The organism is Streptomyces mutabilis, from assembly GCF_014649815.1.
Taxonomy (GTDB): Bacteria; Actinomycetota; Actinomycetes; order Streptomycetales; family Streptomycetaceae; genus Streptomyces; species Streptomyces mutabilis.
Genome location: NZ_BMTT01000011.1, coordinates 42704 through 66268, shown reverse-complemented (window position 1 = coordinate 66268; position 23565 = coordinate 42704). Strand labels below are relative to the sequence as shown.

The following is a 23565-nucleotide window of genomic DNA, read 5'->3' as shown; positions in this document are numbered from 1 at the left end:
AGCCTCTGACCAGGGACCATGTCTCTATGAGGGCATAAGCTGGGGTTATGGGCAGCAGTGCGGGCGGTACGAACGGTACGGGCGACACGGAGGGCGGGCAGGACGTACGGGAACGGCATGTGACGGGCTCACTGGCCCATCGGGTACCGGATCTCGGGGCCCTGGAGCTGTTGCTGGCAGTGGCTCGCCTGGGCAGCCTCGGCGGGGCGGCACGCGAGCTGGGCATCACGCAGCCCGCTGCCAGCAGCCGCGTCCGCTCGATGGAACGGCAGTTGGGGGTCGCCCTGGTCGACCGCTCGCCGCGCGGTTCCCGGCTCACCGACGCGGGCGCACTGGTCACGGACTGGGCACGCCGGATCGTGGAGGCGGCCGAGGCGTTCGACGCGGGCGCGCAGGCGTTGCGGGACCGGCGGGACTCGCGGCTGCGGGTGGCGGCGAGCATGACGATCGCCGAGTACCTGCTGCCGGGCTGGCTGGTCGCGCTGCGCAGCCAGCTGCCGGACACCGCGGTGTCGCTGCTCGCCGGCAACTCGACGGCGGTGGCGGAGCGCCTGCTGGCCGGCGAGGCCGACCTGGGCTTCGTGGAGGGGGTGAGCGTCCCGACGGGCCTCGACTCCGCGGTCATCGCCCATGACCGGCTCATCGTCGTGGCGGCACCGGGCCACCCGTGGACCCGGCGTCGGCGTCCGATCGAGGCGGCGGAACTGGCGGCGACCCCGCTGATCCTGCGGGAGAAGGGCTCGGGCACCCGGCAGGTCCTGGACGCGGCCCTGGGCGGCCTGGCCCGCCCCCTGATCGAACTCTCGTCGACCACCGCGGTGAAGGCCGCCGCCGTGAGCGGCGCCGGTCCCTCCGTCCTCAGCGAACTCGCCGTCGGCGAGGAGCTGAGCACCCGGCGCCTGGTCAGCGTGCCGGTCGCGGACGTCGCCCTGGCCCGGGACCTGCGCGCGGTGTGGCCCACGGGCCACCGCCCGACGGGCCCGGCCCGCCGGCTCCTGTCCCTGACCCGGGCGTAGGGCCGCCGCGCCTGTCCTCGACCCGGGCACGGGGCTGGCCGTGGCGCACAGGCCGGTGCCGGACGCCCCGCGAGTCTCAGTCGGCCGGCGGAGCGGGGACGGCTCAGGCCCCGCCCGCCGCCTCCACCAGCGCCCGCATCACCCGTACGTCCTCGCCCATCTCCGGATGCCACTGCACCCCGAGGACCCAGCCGGGGCCGGACGGCAGCTCCAGGGCCTCCACGGTGCCGTCCGCCGCGTGGGCCGAGGGGACCAGCCCCGTCCCGAGTCGGTCCACCGCCTGGTGGTGGTACGTCGGCACGAACATCTCCTCGGGCACGACACCGGCGTACAGCGTCCCGGGCACCGGCGCGACCGGGTGGCCGCCGAAGACGCCCACCACCTCGGCGTGCCCCTCGATGTGCTGGACCAGGGTGCCGCCGAGCGCGACGTTGAGCAGCTGCATGCCCCGGCAGACGCCCAGCAGGGGGACGCGCGTGGCCAGGGCCGCCTCGATGAGCGCCAGTTCCCAGGTGTCCCGGGCCCGGGCGGGCGGGCCGGTTCGCGGGTCGGGTTCGGCGCCGTACCGGACCGGTTCCACGTCCGGGCCGCCCGCGATCACCAGCCCGTCGAGGCGGGCGACCGTGGCGGCGGCGTGCTCGGGCGCGTCCGGCGGGAGCATCGCGGCCAGTCCGCCCGCCCGCTGCACGAGCCGCGGATACCCCGCGGGCAGCAGCGCCGCCTCCAGCTCCCACACGCCCCAGCGCGCCCCAGACTCCAGGTACGTACTGACGCCGATCAGCGGCCTGTCCGCCATCGTCGACCTCCCCCGGCCTACCCGCAATGGACCGTACGCATACCTTTGCCGGGACAGGCTCCCGAGGCAAGACGCCCGCCCGCGCTCACGCCAGGAACCCGCGCAGCAGCGCCGCCGTCCCCGCGCAGTGCTCCCGCGTGATCTCCCGCGCCCCCTCCGCGTCGCCGTCCAGCACCGCCTCCACCAGCGCCGCGTGCTGGCGCTGGGAGTGCTCCAGGTTGCGCACCAGCAGTGGGATGCAGTCCAGCAGGGCGTTCAGAGTGGCCCGGACCGCCGCGTACTGGGCGGCCAGCGCGGGCGAACCGCACAGCTCCGCCAGGGTGAGGTGCAGCATCGTGTCCAGCCGCCGGTACTCCGCCGGCGGCGCCTCCCCCGTGCCCGCCAACGCCGCCCGCAGCCGCGCCGCCTGCGCGCCGGTCAGCCCGTGCGCCGCGCACAGCCCGGCCGCGCCCACCTCCAGCACCTCCCGGAAGCGCAGTACGTCCTCGAGGTCGACCCCGGCGACCCGGCGCCGCAGTTCGCCCTCACCGCCCGCGTCCGCCCGCGCCAGCACGAACGTCCCGCCGTAACGCCCCCGCCGCGCCTCCACCAGCCCCTGGTCCTGGAGCACCCGCAGCACCTCCCGCAGCGTCACCCGGCTGATCCCCAGCCGTTCCGCCAGCTCCCGCTCGGCGGGCAGCCGCTCACCACCGGACACCAGGCCCAGCCTGACGACCTGGAGGATCTGCTCCAGCGCCTCCTCGAACCCGTTGCCGGCCCGCACCGGCCGCAGCACCGGCGCGAGCCGGTCCGGCACGCTCCCCGGGCCTTCCTCCGGCATGCGGCCGCGCCCCCTTTCCAAGCAATGGTCTCCGGCAATACCTTATGGCTCCCGGCCGAAGGAGGCTCCCCCCGTGGCAGCAGACCGCACACCCCCGCTCGCGGTCGAGGAACTGCACGCGCTCGTCGCCGCCGGTGACATCGACACCGTCGTCCTGGCCTTCCCGGACATGCAGGGACGCCTCCAGGGCAAGCGGTTCGCCGCGCGCTTCTTCCTCGACGAGGTCCTCCGGCACGGCACCGAGGGCTGCAACTACCTGCTCGCCGTCGACGCCGACATGAACACCGTCGACGGCTACGCGATGTCCTCCTGGGACCGCGGCTACGGCGACTTCGCGATGCACGCCGACCTGGCCACCCTGCGCCGCCTGCCGTGGCACGAGGGCACCGCGCTGGCCGTCGCCGACCTGGCCTGGGAGGACGGCTCCCCGGTGCTCGCCGCGCCCCGCCGGATCCTGCGCCGCCAGCTGGAGCGCCTCGCCGAACACGGCCTCACCGTGCAGGCCGGCACCGAGCTGGAGTTCATCGTCTTCCGCGACACCTACGAACAGGCCTGGGACGCGAACTACCGCGGCCTGACCCCGGCCAACCAGTACAACGTCGACTACTCCGTCCTCGGCACCGGCCGCGTCGAACCCCTGCTGCGCCGCATCCGCAACGAGATGGCCGGCGCCGGTCTCACCGTCGAGTCGGCCAAGGGCGAGTGCAACCCCGGCCAGCACGAGATCGCCTTCCGCTACGACGAGGCCCTGGTCACCTGCGACCAGCACGCGGTCTACAAGACCGGCGCCAAGGAGATCGCCGCCCAGGAGGGCATGTCCCTCACCTTCATGGCCAAGTACAACGAACGTGAGGGCAACTCCTGCCACATCCACCTCTCCCTCGCCGACGCCGACGGACACAGCGTCATGGCCGACGGCCCCGGCATGTCCGAGGTCATGCGGCACTTCCTCGCCGGACAACTCGTGGCGTTGCGCGAGTTCTCCCTCCTCTACGCCCCGCACATCAACTCCTACAAGCGCTTCCAGCCCGGCTCCTTCGCCCCGACCGCCGTCGCCTGGGGCCACGACAACCGCACCTGCGCCCTGCGGGTCGTCGGCCACGGCCGCTCGCTGCGCTTCGAGAACCGGCTCCCCGGCGGCGACGTCAACCCGTACCTCGCGGTGGCCGGCATGGTAGCGGCCGGCCTGCACGGCCTCGAACAGCGGCTGGAGCTGCCCGAGCCCTGCCCCGGCAACGCCTACGCCGCCCACTTCGAACACGTCCCCACCACGCTGCGCGAGGCCGCCGAGCTGTGGGAGAACAGCGCCCTCGCCAAGGCCGCCTTCGGGGACGAGGTCGTCGCCCACTACCGCAACATGGCCCGCGTCGAACTCGACGCCTACGACGCCGCCGTCACCGACTGGGAACTGCGCCGCTCCTTCGAACGCATGTGAGGCCCCCTTGACCCACTCGCCCCATGAGCCGCACGAACTGCGGGTCCTGAACCCCGCCACCGAAGAGGTCGTCGCCACCGTCCCCGCCGCCTCCGCGGCCGAGGTGGACGCCGCCGTCGCACGGGCCGCGCGGGCGCAGACCGCCTGGGCCGCCCTCGCTCCCGGTGACCGCGCCCGGCTGCTGCGCCGCTTCGCCGCCGCCGTCGACGACCACCTGGAGGAACTGGCCCGGCTGGAGGTCACGGAGGCCGGGCACACCCTCGGCAACGCCCGCTGGGAGGCCGGTAACGTCCGCGACCTGCTCGACTACGCCGCCGGGGGAGTGGAGCGGCTCACCGGCCGGCAGATCCCGGTCGCCGGCGGCCTGGACGTGACGTTCCTCGAACCGCTCGGCGTGGTCGGCGTCATCGCCCCCTGGAACTTCCCGATGCCGATCGCGGCCTGGGGCACGGCACCGGCGCTGGCGTCGGGCAACGCGGTCCTCCTCAAGCCCGCCGAGACGACCCCGCTGACCGCGCTGCGCCTGGCCGAACTCGCCTTGGAGGCAGGTCTTCCCGACGGACTGTTCCAGGTACTGCCGGGACGCGGGCCGGTCGCGGGCGACGCGCTGGTCGAGCACCCGGGCGTCGCGAAGATCGTCTTCACCGGGTCGACGGCCGTGGGCCGGCGGGTGGCCGCCAAGGGCGCGGCCCTCCTCAAGCCCGTCACCCTCGAACTCGGCGGCAAGAGCCCCAACATCGTCTTCGCCGACGCCGACCTGGAGGCAGCCGCGGCCGCCACCCCCATGTCCTTCCTGGACAACTCCGGCCAGGACTGCTGCGCCCGCACCCGCATCCTCGTCCAGCGCACGGTGTACGACCGCTTCCTCGCCCTCCTGGCCCCCGCGATCGAGTCGGTCCGCGTCGGCGACCCGGCCGACGAGGGCACCGACATGGGCCCGCTCATCTCCCGCGCCCAGCTGGACCGCGTCCGCTCCTACGTCCCCGACGACGCCGACGGCATCCGCGGCAAGGCACCCGAGGACGGGCCCGGGTTCTGGTTCCCGCCCACCGTCCTCATCGGTGTCGACGCGCACGCGCCCGTGGCCGTCGAGGAGGTCTTCGGGCCCGTCGCCGTCGTCCTGCCCTTCGACGACGAGGCCGACGCGGTGCGCCTGGCCAACGCCACCGACTACGGCCTGTCCGGCTCGCTGTGGACCCGGGACGTCGGCCGCGCCCTGCGCGTGTCGAGCGCGGTGCGTGCCGGGAACCTGTCGGTCAACTCCCACTCCAGCGTCCGCTACTGGACGCCGTTCGGCGGCTTCAAGCAGTCGGGCCTCGGCCGGGAACTGGGGCCGGACGCGCTGACCGCCTTCACTCAGACCAAGAACGTCTTCATCAGTGACATCCCGTCGAGCACGGAGGACCCCGCACAGTGAGCGAAGACATCGTCTGCCGCAGGCTCGTGGACCGTACCGCCGTCGTCACCGGAGCGGGCAGCGGCATCGGCCTCGCGACCGCCCGCCGGCTCGCCTCCGAAGGTGCCCACGTCGTCTGCGGCGACGTGGACGAGACCCGGGGCAAGGCGGCGGCCGAGGAGACCGGCGGCACCTTCGTCGAGACCGACGTCACCGACCCGGAGCAGGTGGAGGCGCTGTTCCGGACGGCGTACGACACCTACGGCAGCGTCGACGTCGCGTTCAACAACGCGGGCATCTCGCCGCCGGACGACGACTCCATCCTGGAGACCGGCCTGGAGGCGTGGAAGCGAGTCCAGGAGGTCAACCTCACCTCCGTCTACCTGTGCTGCAAGGCCGCCATCCCCTACATGCGGCGCCAGGGCAGGGGCTCGATCATCAACACCGCGTCCTTCGTCGCGCGGATGGGCGCCGCCACCAGCCAGATCTCGTACACCGCCTCCAAGGGCGGCGTCCTCGCCATGTCCCGGGAGCTGGGCGTGCAGTTCGCGCGGGAAGGCATCCGCGTCAACTCCCTGTGCCCCGGCCCGGTCAACACCCCCCTGCTGCAGGAGCTGTTCGCCAAGGACCCGGAGCGGGCCGCGCGCCGCCTCGTGCACATCCCGCTCGGCCGGTTCGCCGAGGCGGAGGAGATCGCCGCGGCCGTCGCCTTCCTGGCCAGCGACGACTCCTCCTTCGTGAACGCCACCGACTTCCTGGTGGACGGCGGCATTTCCGGGGCGTACGTCACACCGCTGTAGCCGGGCGCGGGCGGCGTCCTACAGTGCCGGGATGAGCATGACGCCGCCGTCCGGCTGGTACCCCGATCCGTCGGCCCCGCACCAGGAACGCTGGTGGGACGGAGCGGCCTGGACGGAGCACCGGCGGGTGCCCGGTGCCGCCGGGTACGCGGCCCCCCAAGCGCCGCCGCCGTCGCCCCTGCCGCCCTACGCGGCCGGCCCCGGGCAGTGTCGCCCGGCCGGTGGTAACGGCCGTGCGAAAGCGGTCGCCCTCACCACCGCCGGGGCCGTGCTGGTCTCGGCGATCGTCACCGGTGTCCTCCTCCTGGGCGAGGACGACGGCGGCACACCCGGGACGCAGAACCCGCCGGTCTCGTCCCCCGCCACCGGCCCGGCACCGGTGAGCACCGCACCGATTCCCTCGCAACCCTCCGCGGACGCCCCGGCCGTGGTCGAGGACCCGCTCAACGGCATCACCTTCCCGCTGCCGGACGGCTGGGTGAGGCCCCAGCACATGGCCGAGGACGACGTCATGATGACCACCGAAGGCACCTACGACTGCCCCGGCGACGGCGGCGTCTGCCGACACGGCCTGGTCATCTCCCGCACCGTCACGGGCAACGCCGAGTCCTCCCCGAAGGCGCTCGCGGAGCAGGACATCGAGGACGCGGCCGACGACGCCTACGACCGCGACCCGGTCGGCGACAAACCCTTCGGCGGCATCGAGTCCCGCGAGCGGGTCGGGGCCGGCCCGGTCGCGGTCGCCGGACGCGCCGGGTACTACGTCCGCTGGCGGGTGACGACGGCCGAGGGCCCCGGCGGCTACGTGCAGTCGCTGGTCTTCCCCTCCACCGTCGGCACCGAGTCCCCGATCGTCGTCCGCTACGTCTTCGACGCGGGCGAGGAGGGACCACCGCTCGCCACGATGGACGAGATCACCGACGGCATTCGCCCCGCCGGCGACGCGGACACGGGCGGCGGCGTGGGCAGCGGCATCGGACCGACGGACTGAGCCGCAGGGCCGCGCTACAGGAAGGCGTGGCCCTCGCCCCGGTACGTCGGCACCGTCGCCGTCACCGCGTCCCCCTCCACCAGGTGCAGGGCGTCGAACCGCTCGCACAGCTCGCCGGCCTTGGCGTGCCGGAACCACACCTTGTCGCCGATGAGCAGATCGTCGGCGGGCGTGCCGAGCAGCGGCGTCTGCACCTCGCCGGCGCCCTCCTGGGGGTCGTAGCGCAGCCCCTCGGGGAGGTAGGGCATCGGCAGCCGGTCCCTGCCGGCCGCACCGGAGGCCGGGTAGCCCCCGCCGAGCACGGTCACCACTCCGACTCCCGGGCGCCGTACGACGGGCTGGGCGAACAGGGCCGCCGGACGGCCCCGGAACGACGTGTAGTTGTCGAACAGTCGCGGCACGTACAGTCCCGACCCGGCGGCGATCTCCGTGACCGCCTCCTCCGCGGCGGTGTGCTGCACGCTGCCCGTGCCACCGCCGTTGACGAACTCCAGGCCGGGCACCACGGCCCGGACCGCACGCACCACCGCCGCGCGCCGCTCGGCCAGCTCGCGGCGGGCCGCGGCCTGCATCAGCCGCACGGCGCGAGACCGCAGCGGTCGGCCGGCCAACGCGTCCCCGACACCGGCCACATGCCCCTCGTACGCCATGATGCCGACGACCTCGAACCCCGGCCGGCGGGCCACCGCACGGGCCAGGTCGGCGACCTGGGCGGGGGAGTGCAGCGGGGAGCGCCGGGCCCCGACCCGCACCCGCCCGCCGAACAGCTTCAGCGAGGTGTCCAACTCCAGGCAGACCCGCACGACTTCCCGGCCACCGTCGCGCGCCGCGTCGATCAGGTCGAGCTGCGCCGGGTCGTCGATCATCACGGTGACGGCCGCGGCGAGCTTGGGGTCGGCGGTCAGCTCGGCGTACCGGGCGCGGTCGGCCGACGGATAGGCGAGCAGCACGTCCTCGAAACCGGAGCGCGCCAGCCACAGGGACTCGGCCAGTGTGAACGACATGAGGCCCGCGAAGCCGTCCCGTGTCAGGGCCCGTTCGAGGAGTGCACGGCAGCGTACGGACTTGCTGGCGATCCGGATCGGCTTCCCGCCGGCCCGGCGGAGCAGGTCGTCGGCGTTCGCGTCGAAGGCCTCCAGGTCCACGATCGCCACGGGGGCGTCCAGATGGGCGGTGGCCCGGTCGTAACGGGCCCGGTCAGCGGCGCGCGCAGTCATGACCGCAGCCTGCCAGACAGGATTACCGCAGGGTAGGGGACGTTCCGGGCCAATGCCACGGGCGCGCGGACTGGTTCCCCGCCGGGCGGGGTCACGCCGTAGAGTGACGCGCACGCACGGCGGGACGACCCCGGCGGCCGGGGCTCCGGGCTCCGCGCCGGATGGGGATCCTCCCGTGCGGGTAAGCGTGCCCGGGACGGACCGTTCCGCGCCGGGCCGGGGCAGGAGACCACATCACCGGCCCGCGCCGGAGAAGCGGCCCGGGCCCGAGGGAACGGGGGGTGCATGAGCACGGAAGCGCGCCGCGCCTCCCAGCCCCCACGCCCCGCCGTACCACCCGGACCCACGGCACCGTCCGCCCCCGCGAATCCGCCCCGCCCGGGCACCCCGCCGCGCCCCGGGACGCCGCCTCCGGCACAGACGCCCCCGCCGCCCCGGGCCTCCGCCCGCTTCCCGGACGTCCCGCCGAGCGTCGGCCAGGAGACGACCGACGGCCCGGAGACCGTCGGCAAGGAGACCGTCGGCCCAGAGCTTCCGGGTGAGAGCGGCAGGCCGCGGCCGGAGCGCCCGGCGGCGCCACATACCGGCGGGTCCGCACCCGTCGACCCCGGAACGCCCGCCCGGCCCCCGCGGGCACCCGCCGTCCCCGAGACGCCACCCCGGCGCCCCGCCGCACCCGCGGAAAGAGCCTCCGAGACGACCAGGCGCCTCCGGCCGATCCCAACGGAGCCCGACTCGGAGCGGTCACCCGCACCCGCCCCGGCGCCCGCCGGAACACCGAGGCCGGCGTCCCGCCCGGTGGACACCGCCACCGCCCCCCACCCCGCGCTGTCCTGGGCTGCCCCGACCGCCCCCACCGCCTCGGGCAACGCCCCCCGGGTGTCGTTCGGGCAGCCCGAGGGGTACGACGGACTCGCCCGGCCGCGTTCGCTCGGCGGGCGCGGGCGGCCACAGGCCACGGCCGCGGCCGTCTGCCTCGTGCTCGGGCTGGGACTGGTCACCGGTGCCGTCACCGGCAGCTGGCTCGCCGGGGACTCCGGGGACGACGGCGCGCACAGCGCGTTCACCGCGGCCGGGGACCTGTGGCACAGCGTGCCGGTCGACCAGCTCTTCCCGCCCACCGTCCGGGGGCACGGCGCCGGACCCGGTGGCGCCGACCGCACCTGGACCCGGGTCGCCGTCGCCCCGGACAGCGACTGCGCGGGCGCGTTCGACCCGCTGCTGGCCAAGGTCCTCGACCCGGTCGGCTGCGCACGCCTGGTACGCGCCACCTACGCCGACGCCACCCGGAGCCACGTCACCACCGTCGGCCTGCTCTTCGCCAAGGCCGACGCCGCCGCCATGACCGCACTGGCCGGCCGGTTCGAGAAGGAGGACCTGGGCCGCCGCACGGACCTCATGCCCCTGCCGTACGCCGCCGAGGACAGCGTCGCCGCCGGATTCGGCGCGCCGCAGCGGGCCTCGTGGACCGTCTCCGTCCTCACCGACGCCCCCGTCGTCGTCTACGCCGTCTCCGGCTGGGCCGACGGACGCACCGTCGACGAACCCGAGCCCGCCGAGGAGGCCATGGAAACCGGCGCCACCTCGGCCCCCGCCCAGGCCGGCCTCGGCCACGAGGCGCAGGGCCTCGCCGACCGCGTCGAACGCGCCCTGCGCAAGAACGTCGGCACGCCCACGGAGCACCCCTCGTGAACACCGACGCGACCCGTACGACGGGAACCCTGAGCCTCCTCCTCGCCGCCGCCCTCGTCCTGGTCCCGGCACCGGCCGCGCACGCCGACGGCATCCGCGCCCAGCAGTGGGCCCTGGACGCCATGCACACCCAGGAGGCGTGGAGGACCACCAAGGGCGCCGGCGTCACCGTCGCCGTCCTGGACACCGGCGTCGAGGCCGACCACCCCGACCTGGCCGGCAACGTCCTCACCGGCAAGGACCTGGTCGGCTTCGGCGCCAGCGAGGGTGAGCGCGCCTGGGCCCGGCACGGCACCGCCATGGCCGGGATCATCGCCGGTCACGGACACGGACCGGGCAACGCCGAGGGCGTCATGGGCATCGCCCCGGAGGCGAAGATCCTTCCCCTTCGGGTGATCCTGGAGGACGGCGACCCCTCCCGCACCAGGGCGCGCAAGACCCGCGGCAACGCGCTGGCCGAGGGCATCCGCTGGGCCGCCGACCACGGCGCCGACATCATCAATCTGTCCCTCGGCGACGACTCCGCCTCCGCCCACCCCGAACCCGCCGAGGACGAGGCCATCCAGTACGCCCTGGGGAAGGGCGTGGTCGTCGTCGCCTCGGCCGGCAACGGCGGCGAGAAAGGCGACCACATCTCCTACCCGGCCGCCTACCCGGGCGTCATCGCCGCGACCGCCGTGGACCGCTACGGCACCCGCGCCTCCTTCTCCACCCGCCGCTGGTACGCCACGGTCAGCGCCCCCGGCGTCGATGTGATCATCGCCGACCCCGACCACCGCTACTACGAGGGCTGGGGCACCAGCGCCGCCTCCGCCTTCGTCTCCGGCGCCGCCGCCCTGGTGAAGTCGGCCCACCCGGACCTCACCCCCGCCCAGGTCAAGGACCTCCTGGAAGACACGGCCCGCAACGCTCCCGCCGGTGGTCGCGACGACTCCCGCGGTTACGGCTTCGTCGACCCCGCCGCCGCCATCGAGGCGGCCGGACGGCTGAAGCCGGAGGGCCTGAAGTCGGCGGCGTACGGCGAGAAGTACTTCGGCCCGGGCCCGGACGCCCCCGCCTCCGACGACGACACCTCGGCCTGGGCGGGCCCGCTCGCGGGCAGCGCGGGCGGTGTCATGATCGTCGCGGCCGTCGTCCTGTGGCGCGGCCGCCGCGAACGCTACGACGACTTCTGACCGACGCGGGTCCCACCGGCCTCCGTGAACACCGACACCGCCGCCCGCGCCGCCGCCTCGGTCAGCGCGATCCCCTCAGCCAGGGTCGCGCTGCCCCGGGACACCACCGCCACCAGACGGTCCCGGCCGTCGGCCGTGACCCGTCCGATGCTGTTCACCACCCACAGCCCCGTGGTGCTGCGCCGCAGCCAGCCGTTCTTCAGCGACCACGCGGAACCGTCCGCGCCACCGTCGGCCGCCGCCGACACACCCCACCGCTGACCGTCGACGACCGACCCCATCAGCCCGCGTACATACGCCCGTGCGGCCTCGCCCAGCTCCGAACCGTCCGCCACGAACACCTGCCGCAGCAGCGTGACCTGGTCGGCGGCCGTGGTCCGCGTCAGCCCCCACAGCGGTCCGTCGCCGCCCGCGGTACCCGTGAGTCCGAGGCGCTCGTTCGCCGCGTCCAGTCCGTCCGCCTCACCGATCGTCCGCCACAGCGCCGAGGTCGAGTCGTTGTCGCTCTTCTCGATCATGGCGGCGGCGTACGACTTCTCCGTGGCGGTCAGCGTCCGGCCCGCGTCCTCGGCCCGCAGCAGCAGCGCCGCCAGGATGTCGACCTTGACGATGCTCGCCGTGTCGAAGACCCCCCTGCCGTACGAGGCGCCCTCGCCGGACGCCGGGTCGAGCACCGCCACCGAAACCTCGGCGCCGTCCGGCACGGTCACCGACGCCATGGCGGCGGCCAGCACCGCGTCGCGGTCCACGACCGGCTCGACCGTCTCCACCGATGCCTCCCCCTCCGCGCGCGCCGAGGCCGACGACGATACGGCGCCGCCGGCACCGGGGCGTGCGTGCCCCTGCCGGTACACGGCCCCGGCGGCCGTACCGCCCACGACGACGCACGCGACCAGGGCGGCACACACCCGCGCGCGCCGCCGCCCGGCAGGTCGGTCACGTCGGGCACGCCGGGTTCTGTAAGAGGACATGCCCGCGATGCTTCGGGCGTTGGCTGTGCGGTCCTCGGGACGGACGTGAATAGTCGGTCAGAGATCCCTCAGAGGCCCGTGAGGAGTGTCCTTCGCTCCCCGATAGGCTCAGGGACCGTGGCGAACAAGAACATCCCCGACTCCGCCTTCTCCGACGACGACGGCTCCGCCGACCCCCGGCTGAGCACGGCGCTCGCCGCGTGGGCCGAGGACCGCACCGCCCTGGCACCCGTGCTGGAGGCGCTCAAGGGCGCTCGCCTGCTCGTGCCCGTGGTCGCCGTCCTGGGCGAGGTGGAGGAGGACGAGAACGGGCTGCGCCGCGAGAAGACCAGCGACATGGCCGTACCGACGCTGAAGGCCGGTGGCCGGACCGCGCTGCCCGCCTTCACGTCCACCGATTCGCTCGCCCGCTGGGACCCGAAGGCCCGTCCCGTCGCCGTCCCCGTGCACCAGGCGCTCCAGGCCGCCGCGCACGAGAAGGCGGACACGGTCGTCCTCGACCTCGCCGGACCGGTGCCCTTCGAGCTGACCGGGCGGGTGCTGCTGGCGTTGGCGGAGGGCCGTACGACGACCGACCCGCTCGCCGACCCGGCCGTCGCCGAGGCCGTGCGCGTCGCCCTGGCCGCCGAGCCCGCCGTGCTGCGGGCGCACCTCGGTCCGGGCCGGGCAGACGGCATCCTCGCGCTGCTCCTGGACCCCGGTGCCGAGCCGGCGCGGGCCGCCCGTGCCGTCGCCGAGCGGCTGGCAGCCGACGAGACACTGAGGGCCCGCCTGGTGCGCGGCCTCGACCTGGCACTGCTGCCGGCCGGGGCGACGCCGCCGGGCGATCCCCTGTACGTACGGGGGTAGCTCCGGGTCGGCCGGAGCCGTTCAGCCGTAGACCGGGCCGGTGTACTTCTCGCCCGGGCCCTGGCCCGGCTCGTCCGGGACCAGCGACGCCTCGCGGAAGGCCAGCTGCAGCGACTTCAGCCCGTCGCGCAGCGGCGCCGCGTGGAACGAGCTGATCTCGGTCGCGGTCGCGTCCAGCAGACCGGCCAGCGCGTGCACCAGCTTGCGGGCCTCGTCCAGGTCCTTGTGCGCCTCGCCCTCCTCGGTCAGTCCGAGCTTCACGGCGGCGGCGCTCATCAGGTTGACGGCGACCGTCACGATCACCTCGACCGCCGGCACCTCGGCGATGTCGCGGGTCATGGCGTCGAAGTCGGGATTCGCCGAGGATTCGGCAGGGGTCTCACTCATGCCGCTCACGATAGGCGCAGGACGGCCGGCGGCCCCACTCGGTCTCGGTTAGCCGTTCCCCCGCCGAGCTGCTAACCTTGTGTAACGACCGGTCGGACACGCACGCCCCCACGGCAGCGGGCCCGGCCCACAAGTGGAGGCTCCGAACTCCCACCTGGCCATCCTCAGGATGGCGGGTCACCGGTCAGGCGGTCCCGCCCCGGCGGCGGCGACCAGCCCGAAATCGCGCCCCGCGATCACACCGCGGCGGTGCTCCGGTAGTAATGAGGAGCCCCGCCTGTGATCGTCCGGGGCATTTTTGTTGCACCGGCGCGGTTAGGTCTATCGAACACAGACGTTACGCGGCTGTCCGCCAGACCGTCGCGTGGTGCTACCGAGGAGGATCCATCAGCGCCGAGCCCCGCATCAACGACCGGATTCGCGTTCCCGAGGTGCGACTTGTCGGTCCCAGCGGCGAGCAGGTCGGGATTGTCCCGCTTGCCAAGGCCCTGGAGCTTGCGCAGGAGTACGACCTCGATCTCGTCGAGGTCGCGGCGAACGCCCGTCCGCCCGTGTGCAAGCTCATGGACTACGGGAAGTTCAAGTACGAGTCGGCCATGAAGGCCCGTGAGGCGCGCAAGAACCAGGCGCACACGGTCATCAAGGAGATGAAGCTCCGGCCGAAGATCGACCCGCACGACTATGACACCAAGAAGGGTCACGTCGTCCGGTTCCTCAAGCAGGGCGACAAGGTCAAGATCACGATCATGTTCCGTGGTCGCGAGCAGTCCCGGCCGGAGCTCGGCTACCGACTGCTGCAGCGTCTCGCGGAGGACGTGGCCGACCTGGGGTTCGTGGAGTCGAACCCGAAGCAGGACGGCCGAAACATGATCATGGTCCTCGGTCCGCACAAGAAGAAGACCGAGGCGATGGCCGAGGCTCGCCAGGCGCAGGAAGCCCGCAAGGCGGACGCGAAGGCCAACCCCGGCAAGTCGCAGAACGCCGCGGAGACCGACGAGGTGGACGCCGAGGCTCCGGCCGAGGCTCCCGCCGAGGCGTGACTCCGGGGGACTCCCCAGGTCCCCAGGACGTAACCGATACAAGCGACGCTCCACCGTGCCCGGTTTCACGACCGGGCACCGGAGCGCCACCGACGAGGAGAGAACGGCGCTATGCCGAAGAACAAGTCGCACAGCGGTGCCAGCAAGCGCTTCAAGATCACCGGCTCCGGCAAGGTGCTCCGTGAGCGCGCCGGCAAGCGCCACCTGCTCGAGCACAAGTCGTCCCGCGTGACGCGTCGCCTCACCGGCAACGCCGAAATGGCCCCGGGCGACGCCGCGAAGATCAAGAAGCTTCTCGGCAAGTGACGTACGGGCGCCGCTGAGCGCCGTACGGCAGGACCGGGACCCATTCGATACCGGGCCGCGTGAGGACAACCGCGGCCCCGCTACAAGGAGTAAAAAGTGGCACGCGTCAAGCGGGCAGTCAACGCCCACAAGAAGCGCCGGGCGATCCTCGAGCAGGCCTCCGGCTACCGCGGTCAGCGTTCGCGCCTGTACCGCAAGGCCAAGGAGCAGGTCACCCACTCGCTGGTCTACAACTACAACGACCGCAAGAAGCGCAAGGGTGACTTCCGCCAGCTGTGGATCCAGCGCATCAACGCCGCTGCCCGCGCCAACGGCATCACGTACAACCGCTTCATCCAGGGTCTGAAGGCCGCCAACATCGAGGTGGACCGCAAGATCCTGGCCGAGCTGGCCGTCAACGACGCGGGCGCGTTCGCCGCGCTGGTCGAGGTCGCGCGGAAGGCGCTGCCGAGCGACGTCAACGCGCCGAAGGCGGCGTGACGCTGCGCCGGCTCTAGCCGACGTCGAAGGACCCGCAGGCTTTGAGCCTGCGGGTCCTTCGGTTGCCGCCGTTCGGTCCGTTGAGTGCCGCGGGTCCGTTGTGGCTTGTCGCGCAGTTCCCCGCGCCCCTGGGGCGTCGCCCCTCGCGGCGAGACAGTCGCACCCCGCGTCGAGACATTTGTGAAGGTGATGGAACACATGGCGCCCGCCGCCCCCGAGCTGATCTCCCCCCGTTCCCCCCGTGTCCTCGCCGCGCGGCGGCTGGCCAAGCGGAACTTCCGGGGGAAGGAGCGGCTGTTCCTGGCCGAGGGGCCGCAGGCCGTGCGGGAGGCCGCGGGGTACGGGAAGACGCTGGTCGAGCTGTTCGCCACCGTCGAGGCCGCCGAGCGCTACGCCGACATCATCGGGGCCGTCCGGGGCGCCGGAGCCCGGGTCCACCTCGCCGCCGAGGCGGTGATCGAGGACATCTCCACCACCGTCACGCCGCAGGGGCTCGTCGGGGTCTGCCGGTTCCTGGACACCCCCTTCGACGAGATCCTCGCCGCCCGCCCCAAGCTCGTCGCCGTCCTCGCCCACGTCCGCGACCCCGGCAACGCCGGCACCGTGCTGCGCTGCGCCGACGCCGCCGGCGCCGAGGCCGTCGTGCTCACCGACGCCTCCGTCGACCTCTACAACCCCAAGGCCGTACGCGCCTCCGTCGGCTCGCTGTTCCACCTGCCCGTAGCCGTCGGCGTGCCCGTCGAGCAGGCCGTGGCGGGGCTCAGGGACGCCGGGGTGCGGGTCCTCGCCGCCGACGGGGCGGGCGAACACGACCTCGACGCCGAACTGGACGCGGGCACCATGGGCGGACCCACGGCCTGGGTCTTCGGCAACGAGGCCTGGGGGCTCCCGGAGGGGACCCGCGCCCTCGCCGACGCCGTCCTGCGCGTCCCGATCCACGGCAAGGCCGAGAGCCTGAACCTCGCCACCGCCGCCGCCGTATGTCTCTACGCGTCGGCGCGTGCACAGCGCGCCGCCGGAGGGTGCCGCTCCGTCACCGAGAGCTAGTAGGGTGACCAGCTCAGGGCCCCCGCACGGCTGAGAGGTGGGGTACGGGGATGAGCGTCGGCACGAGCAGCGCACCGGGAGCACGTCACGCGCCGCGTCCGCCCGCGCCCCGTACGCCCGGCGATCCCGTCGGCCTCGGCATCGACCCCGACCAGTTGCCCGACGGCCTCGTCGTCGCCGACGAGCACGGCCACGTCACCTGCTTCAACGCCGCCGCCGCGCGCATCACCGCCGTCCCCGCGGCCGAAGCCCTCGGACAGCCGCTGGAGAAGGCGCTGCCCCTGGAGGACCTGGAGGGCGGACGCTGGTGGCAGCTGACCGACCCCTACGGCGGCCTCGCCATCCGCGTCCGCCAGCCCGAGCGGAACCTGCTCCTGCCCGGAGGCCGGGAGGTCCTCGTCTCCGCGCGCTACGTCCGCGCCGAACGCCTCGGCCCCGTCCGCCGCGTCGTCGTCACCCTCCGCGACACCGAGGCCCGGCGCCGTACCGAGCGCAGCCACGCCGAGCTGATCGCCACCGTCGCCCACGAGCTGCGCTCCCCCCTCACCTCCGTCAAGGGCTTCACGGCCACGCTGCTGGCCAAGTGGGAGCGGTTCACCGACGACCAGAAGCGGCTGATGCTGGAGACCGTCGACGCCGACGCCGACCGGGTCACCCGCCTCATCGCCGAACTGCTCGACATCTCCCGCATCGACTCCGGCCGGCTCGAGGTGCGCCGCCAGCCCGTCGACATCGGTGCCGCCGTCGGCCGCCACATCCAGGCGTACGTCGCCGCCGGCCTGGAGGCCGGCCGCTTCCTGCTCCGCATCGCCCAGCCGCTGCCCGACCTGTGGGCCGACCCCGACAAGATCGACCAGGTGCTCAGCAACCTGCTCGAAAATGCCGTGCGGCACGGCGAGGGAACCGTCACCATTGACGTCACGCCCACGGCGTCTCCCCGCGAAGGGGAGGAAACCGGCACGTCGGTCACGGTGAGCGACGAAGGGGCGGGCATCCCGGAGGAGTCCATGAACCGCGTCTTCACCCGCTTCTGGCGGGGCAGCAAGCGCGGCGGCACCGGCCTCGGGCTGTACATCGTCAAGGGCATCGTCGAGGCCCACGGCGGCACCATCACGGTCGGCCGCGCCCCCGGCGGCGGCGCCGAGTTCCGATTTACCCTGCCCGTGGCGGCACCGGCGTACCTCACCTGAGAGCACCAGAGGCGGCCGACTACCCCCACGGGCGTAATCAGCGTTCCACAGCCCCGTTAGACTCGGTCTTTGGCACCTTTGCGTCCAGTTCCGCAGACGAAGCGTCTCCCGTTCCGTCTCCGGACCGTAGACGGGGCGTTCCAGCCAGCCAATCGGAAGCACGGGAAGAGATGTCGGCACCGAATAAGTCGTACGACCCTGTCGAGGTCGAGGCGTTGAAACCGGAAGAGATCGAGCGCATGCGGGACGAGGCGCTCGCCGCCTTCGCCGCCGCGGACTCCCTCGACGCGCTCCAGGAGGCCAAGGTCGCCCACACCGGCGGCACCTCCCCGCTGTCGCTGGCCAACCGCGAGATCGGCGCCCTGCCCCCGCACGCCAAGGCCGAGGCCGGCAAGCGCGTCGGCATGGCCCGCGGCGCCGTGAACAAGGCGCTGGCCGCTCGCCAGGAGGAGCTGGAGGCCGAGCGCGACGCGCGCGTCCTGGTCGAGGAGGCCGTGGACGTCACGCTGCCCCACGACCGCGTCCCGGCCGGCGCCCGGCACCCGCTCACCACGCTCTCCGAGCGCATCGAGGACGTCTTCGTGGCCATGGGCTACGAGGTCGCCGAGGGCCCCGAGGTCGAGGCCGAGTGGTTCAACTTCGACGCGCTCAACATCGGCCCGGACCACCCCGCCCGCGGCGAGGCCGACACGTTCTTCGTGCAGGGCCCCGAGGGCGGCACCGAAGCCGGCGTGGTGCTGCGCACCCACACCTCGCCCGTGCAGATCCGCTCCCTGCTCGACCGTGAGCTGCCGGTCTACGTGATCTGCCCCGGCCGCGTGTACCGCACCGACGAGCTGGACGCCACGCACACCCCCGTCTTCCACCAGGTCGAGCTGCTCGCCATCGACGAGGGCCTGACCATGGCGGACCTCAAGGGCACCCTGGACCACATGCTCCAGTCGCTGTTCGGCGCGGAGATGAAGACCCGGCTGCGGCCGAACTTCTTCCCCTTCACCGAGCCGTCCGCCGAGATGGACATGCTCTGCTACGTCTGCAAGGGCGCGTCCGTCGGCAACCCCGACCGGCCCTGCCGCACCTGCTCCAGCGAGGGCTGGATCGAGCTCGGCGGCTGCGGCATGGTCAACCCGCGGGTGCTCACGGCCTGCGGCGTCGACCCGGAGAAGTACAGCGGCTTCGCCTTCGGGTTCGGCATCGAGCGGATGCTGATGTTCCGCCACAACGTCGAGGACATGCGAGACATGGTCGAGGGTGACGTCCGGTTCACCCGGCCGTTCGGGATGGAGATCTGATGCGGATCCCGCTTTCTTGGCTGCGGGAGTACGTCGACCTGCCGGCGACGGAGACCGGCCGTGACGTACAGGCCAAGCTCATTTCGGCCGGACTGGAGGTCGAGACCGTCGAGTACCTCGGCGCCGACCTCAAGGGCCCCCTCGTCGTCGGCCAGGTGCTGACCATCGAGGAGCTGGAGGGCTTCAAGAAGCCGATCCGCTTCTGCACGGTCGACGTCGGCCAGGCCAACGGCACCGGTGAGCCCCAGGAGATCGTCTGCGGCGCCCGCAACTTCGCCGTAGGCGACAAGGTCGTCGTGGTCCTGCCCGGCGCCACCCTGCCCGGCGGCTTCTCGATCAGCGCCCGCAAGACCTACGGCAAGACGTCCCACGGCATGATCTGCTCCAGCGACGAGCTGGGCATGGGCGACGACGGCACCCACGGCATCATCGTGCTGCCGCCGGAGACCGAGGTCGGCAAGGACGCCATCGAGCTGCTGGAACTGGTCGACGAGGTCCTGGACATCGCCGTAACCGCCAACCGCGGCGACTGCCTGTCCATCCGCGGCGTCGCCCGTGAGACCGCCATCGCCTACGGCCTGCCGCTGCGCGACCCGGCCCTGCTGGACGTGCCCGCGCCGAACGCCTACGGCTACCCGGTGAAGATCGCCGACCCGAGCGGCTGCGACCGCTTCACCGCCCGCACGGTGACCGGCCTCAACGCCGAGGCGCGCTCCCCGATCTGGCTCCAGCGCCGGCTCCAGAAGGTCGGCATGCGCCCGATCTCCCTCGCCGTCGACGTCACGAACTACGTGATGATGGAGCTGGGCCAGCCCCTGCACGCCTACGACCGCTCCTTGGTCCGGGGCACGATCGGCGTGCGCCGGGCCGAGGAGGGCGAGAAGATCGTCACCCTCGACGGCGTCGAGCGGAAGCTGCACGCCGAGGACCTGGTCATCACCGACGACCGCGGGCCCATCGGTCTCGCCGGTGTCATGGGCGGCGCCAACACGGAGATCGCCGACCACAGCGACGCCGAGAACGCGACGAGTGACGTGGTCATCGAGGCCGCCCACTTCGACCAGGTGTCCGTCGCGCGCACGGCCCGCCGGCACAAGCTGTCCTCCGAGGCGTCCCGGCGCTTCGAGCGGGGTGTCGACCCGCAGGCCGCCGCCGCTGCCGCGCAGCGCACCGTCGACCTGCTGGTGCTGCTCGCGGGCGGCACCGCCGAGGCCGGGGTCACCGAGATCAGCGCCCCGCCCGTGCCGCACACCGTCAGCGTCCCGGCCGACCACCCGGACAAGGTCGCGGGCGTGGAGTACGGCCGCGAGACCGTCGTACGCCGCCTCCAGGAGGTCGGCTGTGACGTGTACGGGCAGGACGAGCTGATCGTCACCGTCCCGTCCTGGCGGCCCGACCTCACCGACCCCAACGACCTCGCCGAAGAGGTCATCCGCCTGGAGGGCTACGAGAACCTGCCCTCCACGCTGCCCAGGCCCCCGGCGGGCCGGGGCCTGACCGCCCGCCAGCGCCTGCACCGCCGCGTCGGGCGTGCCCTGGCCGGTGCCGGTTACGTCGAGGCGCTGAACTACCCGTTCGTCAGCGAGCAGGTCTTCGACCAGCTCGGGCTGGACGCCGACGACCCGGCGCGCCGCGTCGTCAAGCTGGTCAACCCGCTGAGCGACGAGGAGCCCGCGCTGCGGACCTCGCTGTTGCCGGGCCTGCTCGGCGCGCTGCGCCGCAACGACGGCCGGGGCTCGCACGACCTGGCCCTCTACGAGACAGGCCTGGTCTTCCACCCGCGCGACGAGCAGCGCGTCGCCGCGAACCTGCCTGTCGACCGGCGCCCCAGCGAGGACGACCTCGTCGCGCTGGACGCCGCGCTGCCCGACCAGCCGCGGCACGTCGCCGTCGTCCTGGCCGGCGCCCGTGAGCAGTCCGGCTGGTGGGGCAAGGGCCGTCCGGCCGACTGGGCCGACGCGGTCGAGTCCGCCCGCACCGTCGCCCGCGAGGCCGCCGCCGAACTGGGTGTTCGCAAGGGTCAGTACGGGCCGTGGCACCCGGGCCGCTGCGCCGAGCTGTTCGTCACCGTGGACGGCGAGGACCGCGTCGTCGGACACGCCGGTGAGCTGCACCCGCGCGTCGTGAAGACGCTCGGCCTGCCCGCGCGCACCTGTGCGATGGAGCTGGACCTCGACGCGGTGGCGGGGGTCGGCGACGACACCCCGCAGGCGCCGGGCATCTCCACCTTCCCGGTCGCGACGCAGGACGTCGCCCTGGTGGTCGACGAGTTCGTCCCGGCCAGTGAGGTCGAGGCCGCGCTGCGCGAGGGCGCCGGCGAACTGCTGGAGTCCATCCGGCTGTTCGACGTCTACGGCAACGCGGAGCAGCTGGGTGAGGGGCGCAAGTCCCTGGCGTACGCGCTGCGCTTCCGGGCGGGGGACCGGACGCTGACGGTCGACGAGGCGTCGGCCGCCCGCGACGCGGCGGTCGCCCTCGCGGGCGAGCGGGTCGGAGCGGTGCTGCGTAGTTAGGGTTCGCGTCCGCCCGAGGAGCGGGGGGCTTCTGCCGATCGGCGGCTGCGGGCAGTCGGTGGCCGGTCGCGCAGTTCCCCGCGCCCTTGGAGGGACGTCACCCCGAGGCCGACAAGGGGCGCGGGGAACCGCGCGGGCAACCACGACGCACCCGTACTCGACAGCGCATCCGTCGCGCAACGGCGTTGAGTCGCCCCGCACAGCCGGCGGAGCCGTCCGCCCCGCCACGGAGTGTCGGGCAGGCAGCTGGGCGGACGGCGTGGGAACGGGCCGCCGCACTGTACGAGGGGGAGCCGGCGACCCGGCCGGCCTCTTTCGAGGCCCTTCGGTCAACCGGCCCGGCACTTCCCGCGACAGCGCGCGCACGCTGCGGATGCGCGTACTCCGTTCGCACCCCGTGTGAAGGCCGACGCATCACGCTGTCGGGCAACGAGTCAACGGGGGGCGCCCATGCAACCCAACACCCTGCTCGACGCGATCCTGGACGAGGCCGGGGTCTCGCACGCGGGACTGGCCGCACGTCAACCAGGCCGGGCGGGCCCGCGGGCTCTGTCTGAGATACGAACACACCGCCGTCGCCCGGTGGTTGAAGGGACAGCGGCCCCGCGGGCAGGTGCCCGACCTGATCTGTGAGGTCCTCGCGGCCCGGATGCACCGGCCCGTCACCCTCGACGACATCGGCCTCCCGTGCCCCGGCGAACCCGCCACCGCGCACACCGGCTCGCTGTCCGGCTTCGTGGAACGGGCGACCGTCCTGTGGCGCTCCGACCAGCAAGAGCGCCCGCACATCCTCGGCGCTCCCGCGCTCACCGGCACGCCCGCCGTGATGCCGGTGTGGGAGTGGGAGAACCCGCCCGAGGACGTGGACGTCTCCCGCGGCGGGCGGCACCGGGTCACCCGGCCGACCTGGAGATGCTGCGCTGTTCACACGGCGTGTGCGCACCTGGCTCGCACATGCCGTCCGCACACTCTCCCCAGGCGCCCACCAGGCGAGTTGACTCACCATGCGCATGCAAGGGACGTGAGACGACTACGGAGAGGAGCGGTTCGCCCGCGGGCCCGGCACCTCGTCAGGTGCCGGGCCCGCGGATCGTCACCCTTCGTGTCAGCCGTGGTCGACGGCTCCGGTCTTCAGCCGTACGTGTAGAAGCCCGAGCCGCTCTTGCGGCCCAGCCGGCCCGCGTCGACCATGCGCTGGAGCAGCGGGGGAGCGGCGTACAGCGGCTCCTTGTACTCCTCGTACATCGAGTACGCGACCGAGGCGACCGTGTCCAGGCCGATAAGGTCGGACAGCTTGAGCGGGCCCATCGGGTGGGCGCAGCCCATCTCCATCCCGTTGTCGATGTCCTCGCGGCTGGCGATGCCCGACTCGAACATCCGGATCGCCGAGAGGAGGTACGGGATCAGCAGCGCGTTGACCACGAAGCCGGAGCGGTCCTGGGCGCGGATGGAGTGCTTGCCGAGCACCTTCTCGGTGAACAGCTGCGCCCGGCTGAGCGTGCCCTCGGAGGTGGTGAGCGCCGGGATCAGCTCGACCAGCTGCTGCACGGGGGCCGGGTTGAAGAAGTGGATGCCGATGACGTGGTCGGGGCGCGAGGTGGCGACGGCCAGCTTCACCAGCGGGATCGAGGAGGTGTTGGAGGCCAGGATGGCGTCCGGCCGGGTCACGACCTGGTCCAGCACCTGGAAGATCTCGGTCTTGACCTGCTCGTTCTCGACGACGGCCTCGATCACCAGGTCCCGGTCGGCGAACTCGCCGAGGTCGGTGGTGAAGCTCAGCCGTGCCTGCGTCGCGTCCCGCTCCTCCTCGGTGATCTTCCCGCGCTCGGCGGCCTTGGTGAGCGAGTTGTACAGCCGGGTCCGGCCGATCTCCAGCGCCTCACCGGTGGTCTCGGCGACCATCACGTCCAGACCGGAGCGGGCGCACACCTCGGCGATGCCCGCTCCCATCTGACCGCAGCCCACCACGCCGACGCGTGCGATATCTCCCGAGATGCCGGTCACATCGTCCCTTTCGCTGACTTCACGGCTGTGGCAGCAGGCACGCCGGGGTCCCGGTGCCTGCTCCGATCGAGCACGTTACCTCCGAATGGCCACGGATCCGTCCCCCGGGTCGGGCATGCTGAGGGCCCGTACACGATCCGTGACCGCG

The 23565-nt window shown here is 73.2% G+C and carries 21 protein-coding genes and 1 pseudogene; 16 read left to right on the top strand and 6 right to left on the bottom strand.

The window, feature by feature from the left end; translation table 11 throughout:
• The first annotated feature begins 47 nt into the window (after positions 1 to 47).
• A complete protein-coding gene (locus IE142_RS22180) occupies positions 48 to 1016 on the top strand; it encodes a LysR family transcriptional regulator (RefSeq protein WP_229830770.1) in 969 nt (322 codons plus the stop codon).
• 103 nt (positions 1017 to 1119) lie between these two features.
• Here the strand turns inward: IE142_RS22180 and IE142_RS22175 are convergent, their stop codons facing one another.
• Positions 1120 to 1812, bottom strand: coding sequence for a gamma-glutamyl-gamma-aminobutyrate hydrolase family protein (locus IE142_RS22175; protein WP_191887368.1), 693 nt, complete (start codon positions 1810 to 1812; stop codon positions 1120 to 1122).
• 85 nt (positions 1813 to 1897) lie between these two features.
• Positions 1898 to 2632 (bottom strand): FadR/GntR family transcriptional regulator, encoded by a 735-nt coding sequence (locus IE142_RS22170; protein ID WP_191887367.1) that lies wholly within the window; start codon positions 2630 to 2632, stop codon positions 1898 to 1900.
• Positions 2633 to 2705: 73 nt separating this feature from the next.
• Between IE142_RS22170 and glnA4 the strand changes: the two genes are divergently transcribed.
• Genes glnA4 through IE142_RS22150 form a run of 4 tightly spaced genes read left to right on the top strand, consistent with a single transcriptional unit; the run spans position 2706 to position 7254 of the window.
• Positions 2706 to 4067, top strand: coding sequence for a gamma-glutamylethanolamide synthetase GlnA4 (gene glnA4 / locus IE142_RS22165; protein ID WP_191887366.1), 1362 nt, complete (start codon positions 2706 to 2708; stop codon positions 4065 to 4067).
• 7 nt (positions 4068 to 4074) lie between these two features.
• Positions 4075 to 5484 carry an aldehyde dehydrogenase family protein gene (locus IE142_RS22160; protein ID WP_191887365.1) on the top strand — a complete coding sequence of 470 codons (1410 nt, stop codon included), beginning with the start codon at positions 4075 to 4077 and terminating at the stop codon, positions 5482 to 5484.
• Entirely contained in the window at positions 5481 to 6263 is a 783-nt protein-coding gene (locus tag IE142_RS22155; protein WP_191887364.1) for a 3-oxoacyl-ACP reductase, read from the top strand. Before IE142_RS22160 ends, IE142_RS22155 begins: the two co-directional genes overlap by 4 nt.
• Positions 6264 to 6300: 37 nt before the next feature.
• Positions 6301 to 7254, top strand: coding sequence for a DUF2510 domain-containing protein (locus tag IE142_RS22150; protein ID WP_191887497.1), 954 nt, complete (start codon positions 6301 to 6303; stop codon positions 7252 to 7254).
• A gap of 14 nt (positions 7255 to 7268) precedes the next feature.
• On the opposite strand, the gene IE142_RS22145 is transcribed toward IE142_RS22150, so the two are convergent.
• Positions 7269 to 8471, bottom strand: a complete 1203-nt coding sequence (locus tag IE142_RS22145; protein WP_191887363.1) for an amino acid deaminase/aldolase — start codon at positions 8469 to 8471, stop codon at positions 7269 to 7271.
• Between the two features lie 798 nt (positions 8472 to 9269).
• On the opposite strand from IE142_RS22145, the gene IE142_RS22140 reads away from it, so the two are divergent.
• Complete coding sequence (locus IE142_RS22140; RefSeq protein ID WP_229830778.1) at positions 9270 to 10163, top strand: hypothetical protein; 894 nt, start codon at positions 9270 to 9272, stop codon at positions 10161 to 10163.
• Entirely contained in the window at positions 10160 to 11338 is a 1179-nt protein-coding gene (gene mycP, locus IE142_RS22135; protein WP_191887362.1) for a type VII secretion-associated serine protease mycosin, read from the top strand. Before IE142_RS22140 ends, mycP begins: the two co-directional genes overlap by 4 nt.
• Here the strand turns inward: mycP and IE142_RS22130 are convergent.
• Positions 11323 to 12309: a serine hydrolase gene (locus IE142_RS22130; protein ID WP_191887361.1), complete on the bottom strand. Its 987-nt coding sequence runs from the start codon at positions 12307 to 12309 to the stop codon at positions 11323 to 11325. The genes mycP and IE142_RS22130 overlap by 16 nt on opposite strands.
• A gap of 117 nt (positions 12310 to 12426) precedes the next feature.
• Here IE142_RS22130 and IE142_RS22125 point away from each other — a divergent pair, with 117 nt between their 5' ends.
• Complete coding sequence (locus tag IE142_RS22125) at positions 12427 to 13158, top strand: SseB family protein (RefSeq protein ID WP_191887360.1); 732 nt, start codon at positions 12427 to 12429, stop codon at positions 13156 to 13158.
• Between the two features lie 21 nt (positions 13159 to 13179).
• On the opposite strand, the gene IE142_RS22120 is transcribed toward IE142_RS22125, so the two are convergent.
• Positions 13180 to 13545 carry a DUF1844 domain-containing protein gene (locus IE142_RS22120; RefSeq protein WP_191887359.1) on the bottom strand — a complete coding sequence of 122 codons (366 nt, stop codon included), beginning with the start codon at positions 13543 to 13545 and terminating at the stop codon, positions 13180 to 13182.
• A 386-nt stretch (positions 13546 to 13931) separates the two neighbouring features.
• On the opposite strand from IE142_RS22120, the gene infC reads away from it, so the two are divergent.
• The 8 genes and pseudogenes from infC to IE142_RS22080 form a co-directional block, all read left to right on the top strand.
• Positions 13932 to 14585: a translation initiation factor IF-3 gene (infC, locus tag IE142_RS22115; RefSeq protein WP_071528818.1), complete on the top strand. Its 654-nt coding sequence runs from the start codon at positions 13932 to 13934 to the stop codon at positions 14583 to 14585.
• Between the two features lie 111 nt (positions 14586 to 14696).
• Positions 14697 to 14891 (top strand): 50S ribosomal protein L35, encoded by a 195-nt coding sequence (gene rpmI / locus IE142_RS22110; RefSeq protein ID WP_003977225.1) that lies wholly within the window; start codon positions 14697 to 14699, stop codon positions 14889 to 14891.
• A gap of 96 nt (positions 14892 to 14987) precedes the next feature.
• Complete coding sequence (gene rplT, locus IE142_RS22105) at positions 14988 to 15371, top strand: 50S ribosomal protein L20 (protein WP_043374933.1); 384 nt, start codon at positions 14988 to 14990, stop codon at positions 15369 to 15371.
• Between the two features lie 198 nt (positions 15372 to 15569).
• Positions 15570 to 16418: a TrmH family RNA methyltransferase gene (locus IE142_RS22100; RefSeq protein WP_043377230.1), complete on the top strand. Its 849-nt coding sequence runs from the start codon at positions 15570 to 15572 to the stop codon at positions 16416 to 16418.
• 50 nt (positions 16419 to 16468) lie between these two features.
• Positions 16469 to 17608: a sensor histidine kinase gene (locus IE142_RS22095; protein WP_191887358.1), complete on the top strand. Its 1140-nt coding sequence runs from the start codon at positions 16469 to 16471 to the stop codon at positions 17606 to 17608.
• Between the two features lie 170 nt (positions 17609 to 17778).
• Positions 17779 to 18900, top strand: coding sequence for a phenylalanine--tRNA ligase subunit alpha (gene pheS, locus IE142_RS22090; RefSeq protein ID WP_191887357.1), 1122 nt, complete (start codon positions 17779 to 17781; stop codon positions 18898 to 18900).
• Positions 18900 to 21413 carry a phenylalanine--tRNA ligase subunit beta gene (gene pheT / locus IE142_RS22085; RefSeq protein WP_191887356.1) on the top strand — a complete coding sequence of 838 codons (2514 nt, stop codon included), beginning with the start codon at positions 18900 to 18902 and terminating at the stop codon, positions 21411 to 21413. Before pheS ends, pheT begins: the two co-directional genes overlap by 1 nt.
• A 450-nt stretch (positions 21414 to 21863) precedes the next feature.
• Positions 21864 to 22334: pseudogene (locus IE142_RS22080) on the top strand (NsdA family TPR-like regulatory protein); the annotation flags it as partial.
• Positions 22335 to 22544: 210 nt separating this feature from the next.
• Here IE142_RS22080 and IE142_RS22075 read toward each other — a convergent pair.
• Positions 22545 to 23417, bottom strand: a complete 873-nt coding sequence (locus tag IE142_RS22075) for a 3-hydroxybutyryl-CoA dehydrogenase (RefSeq protein ID WP_306432590.1) — start codon at positions 23415 to 23417, stop codon at positions 22545 to 22547.
• Positions 23418 to 23565: the final 148 nt, after the last annotated feature.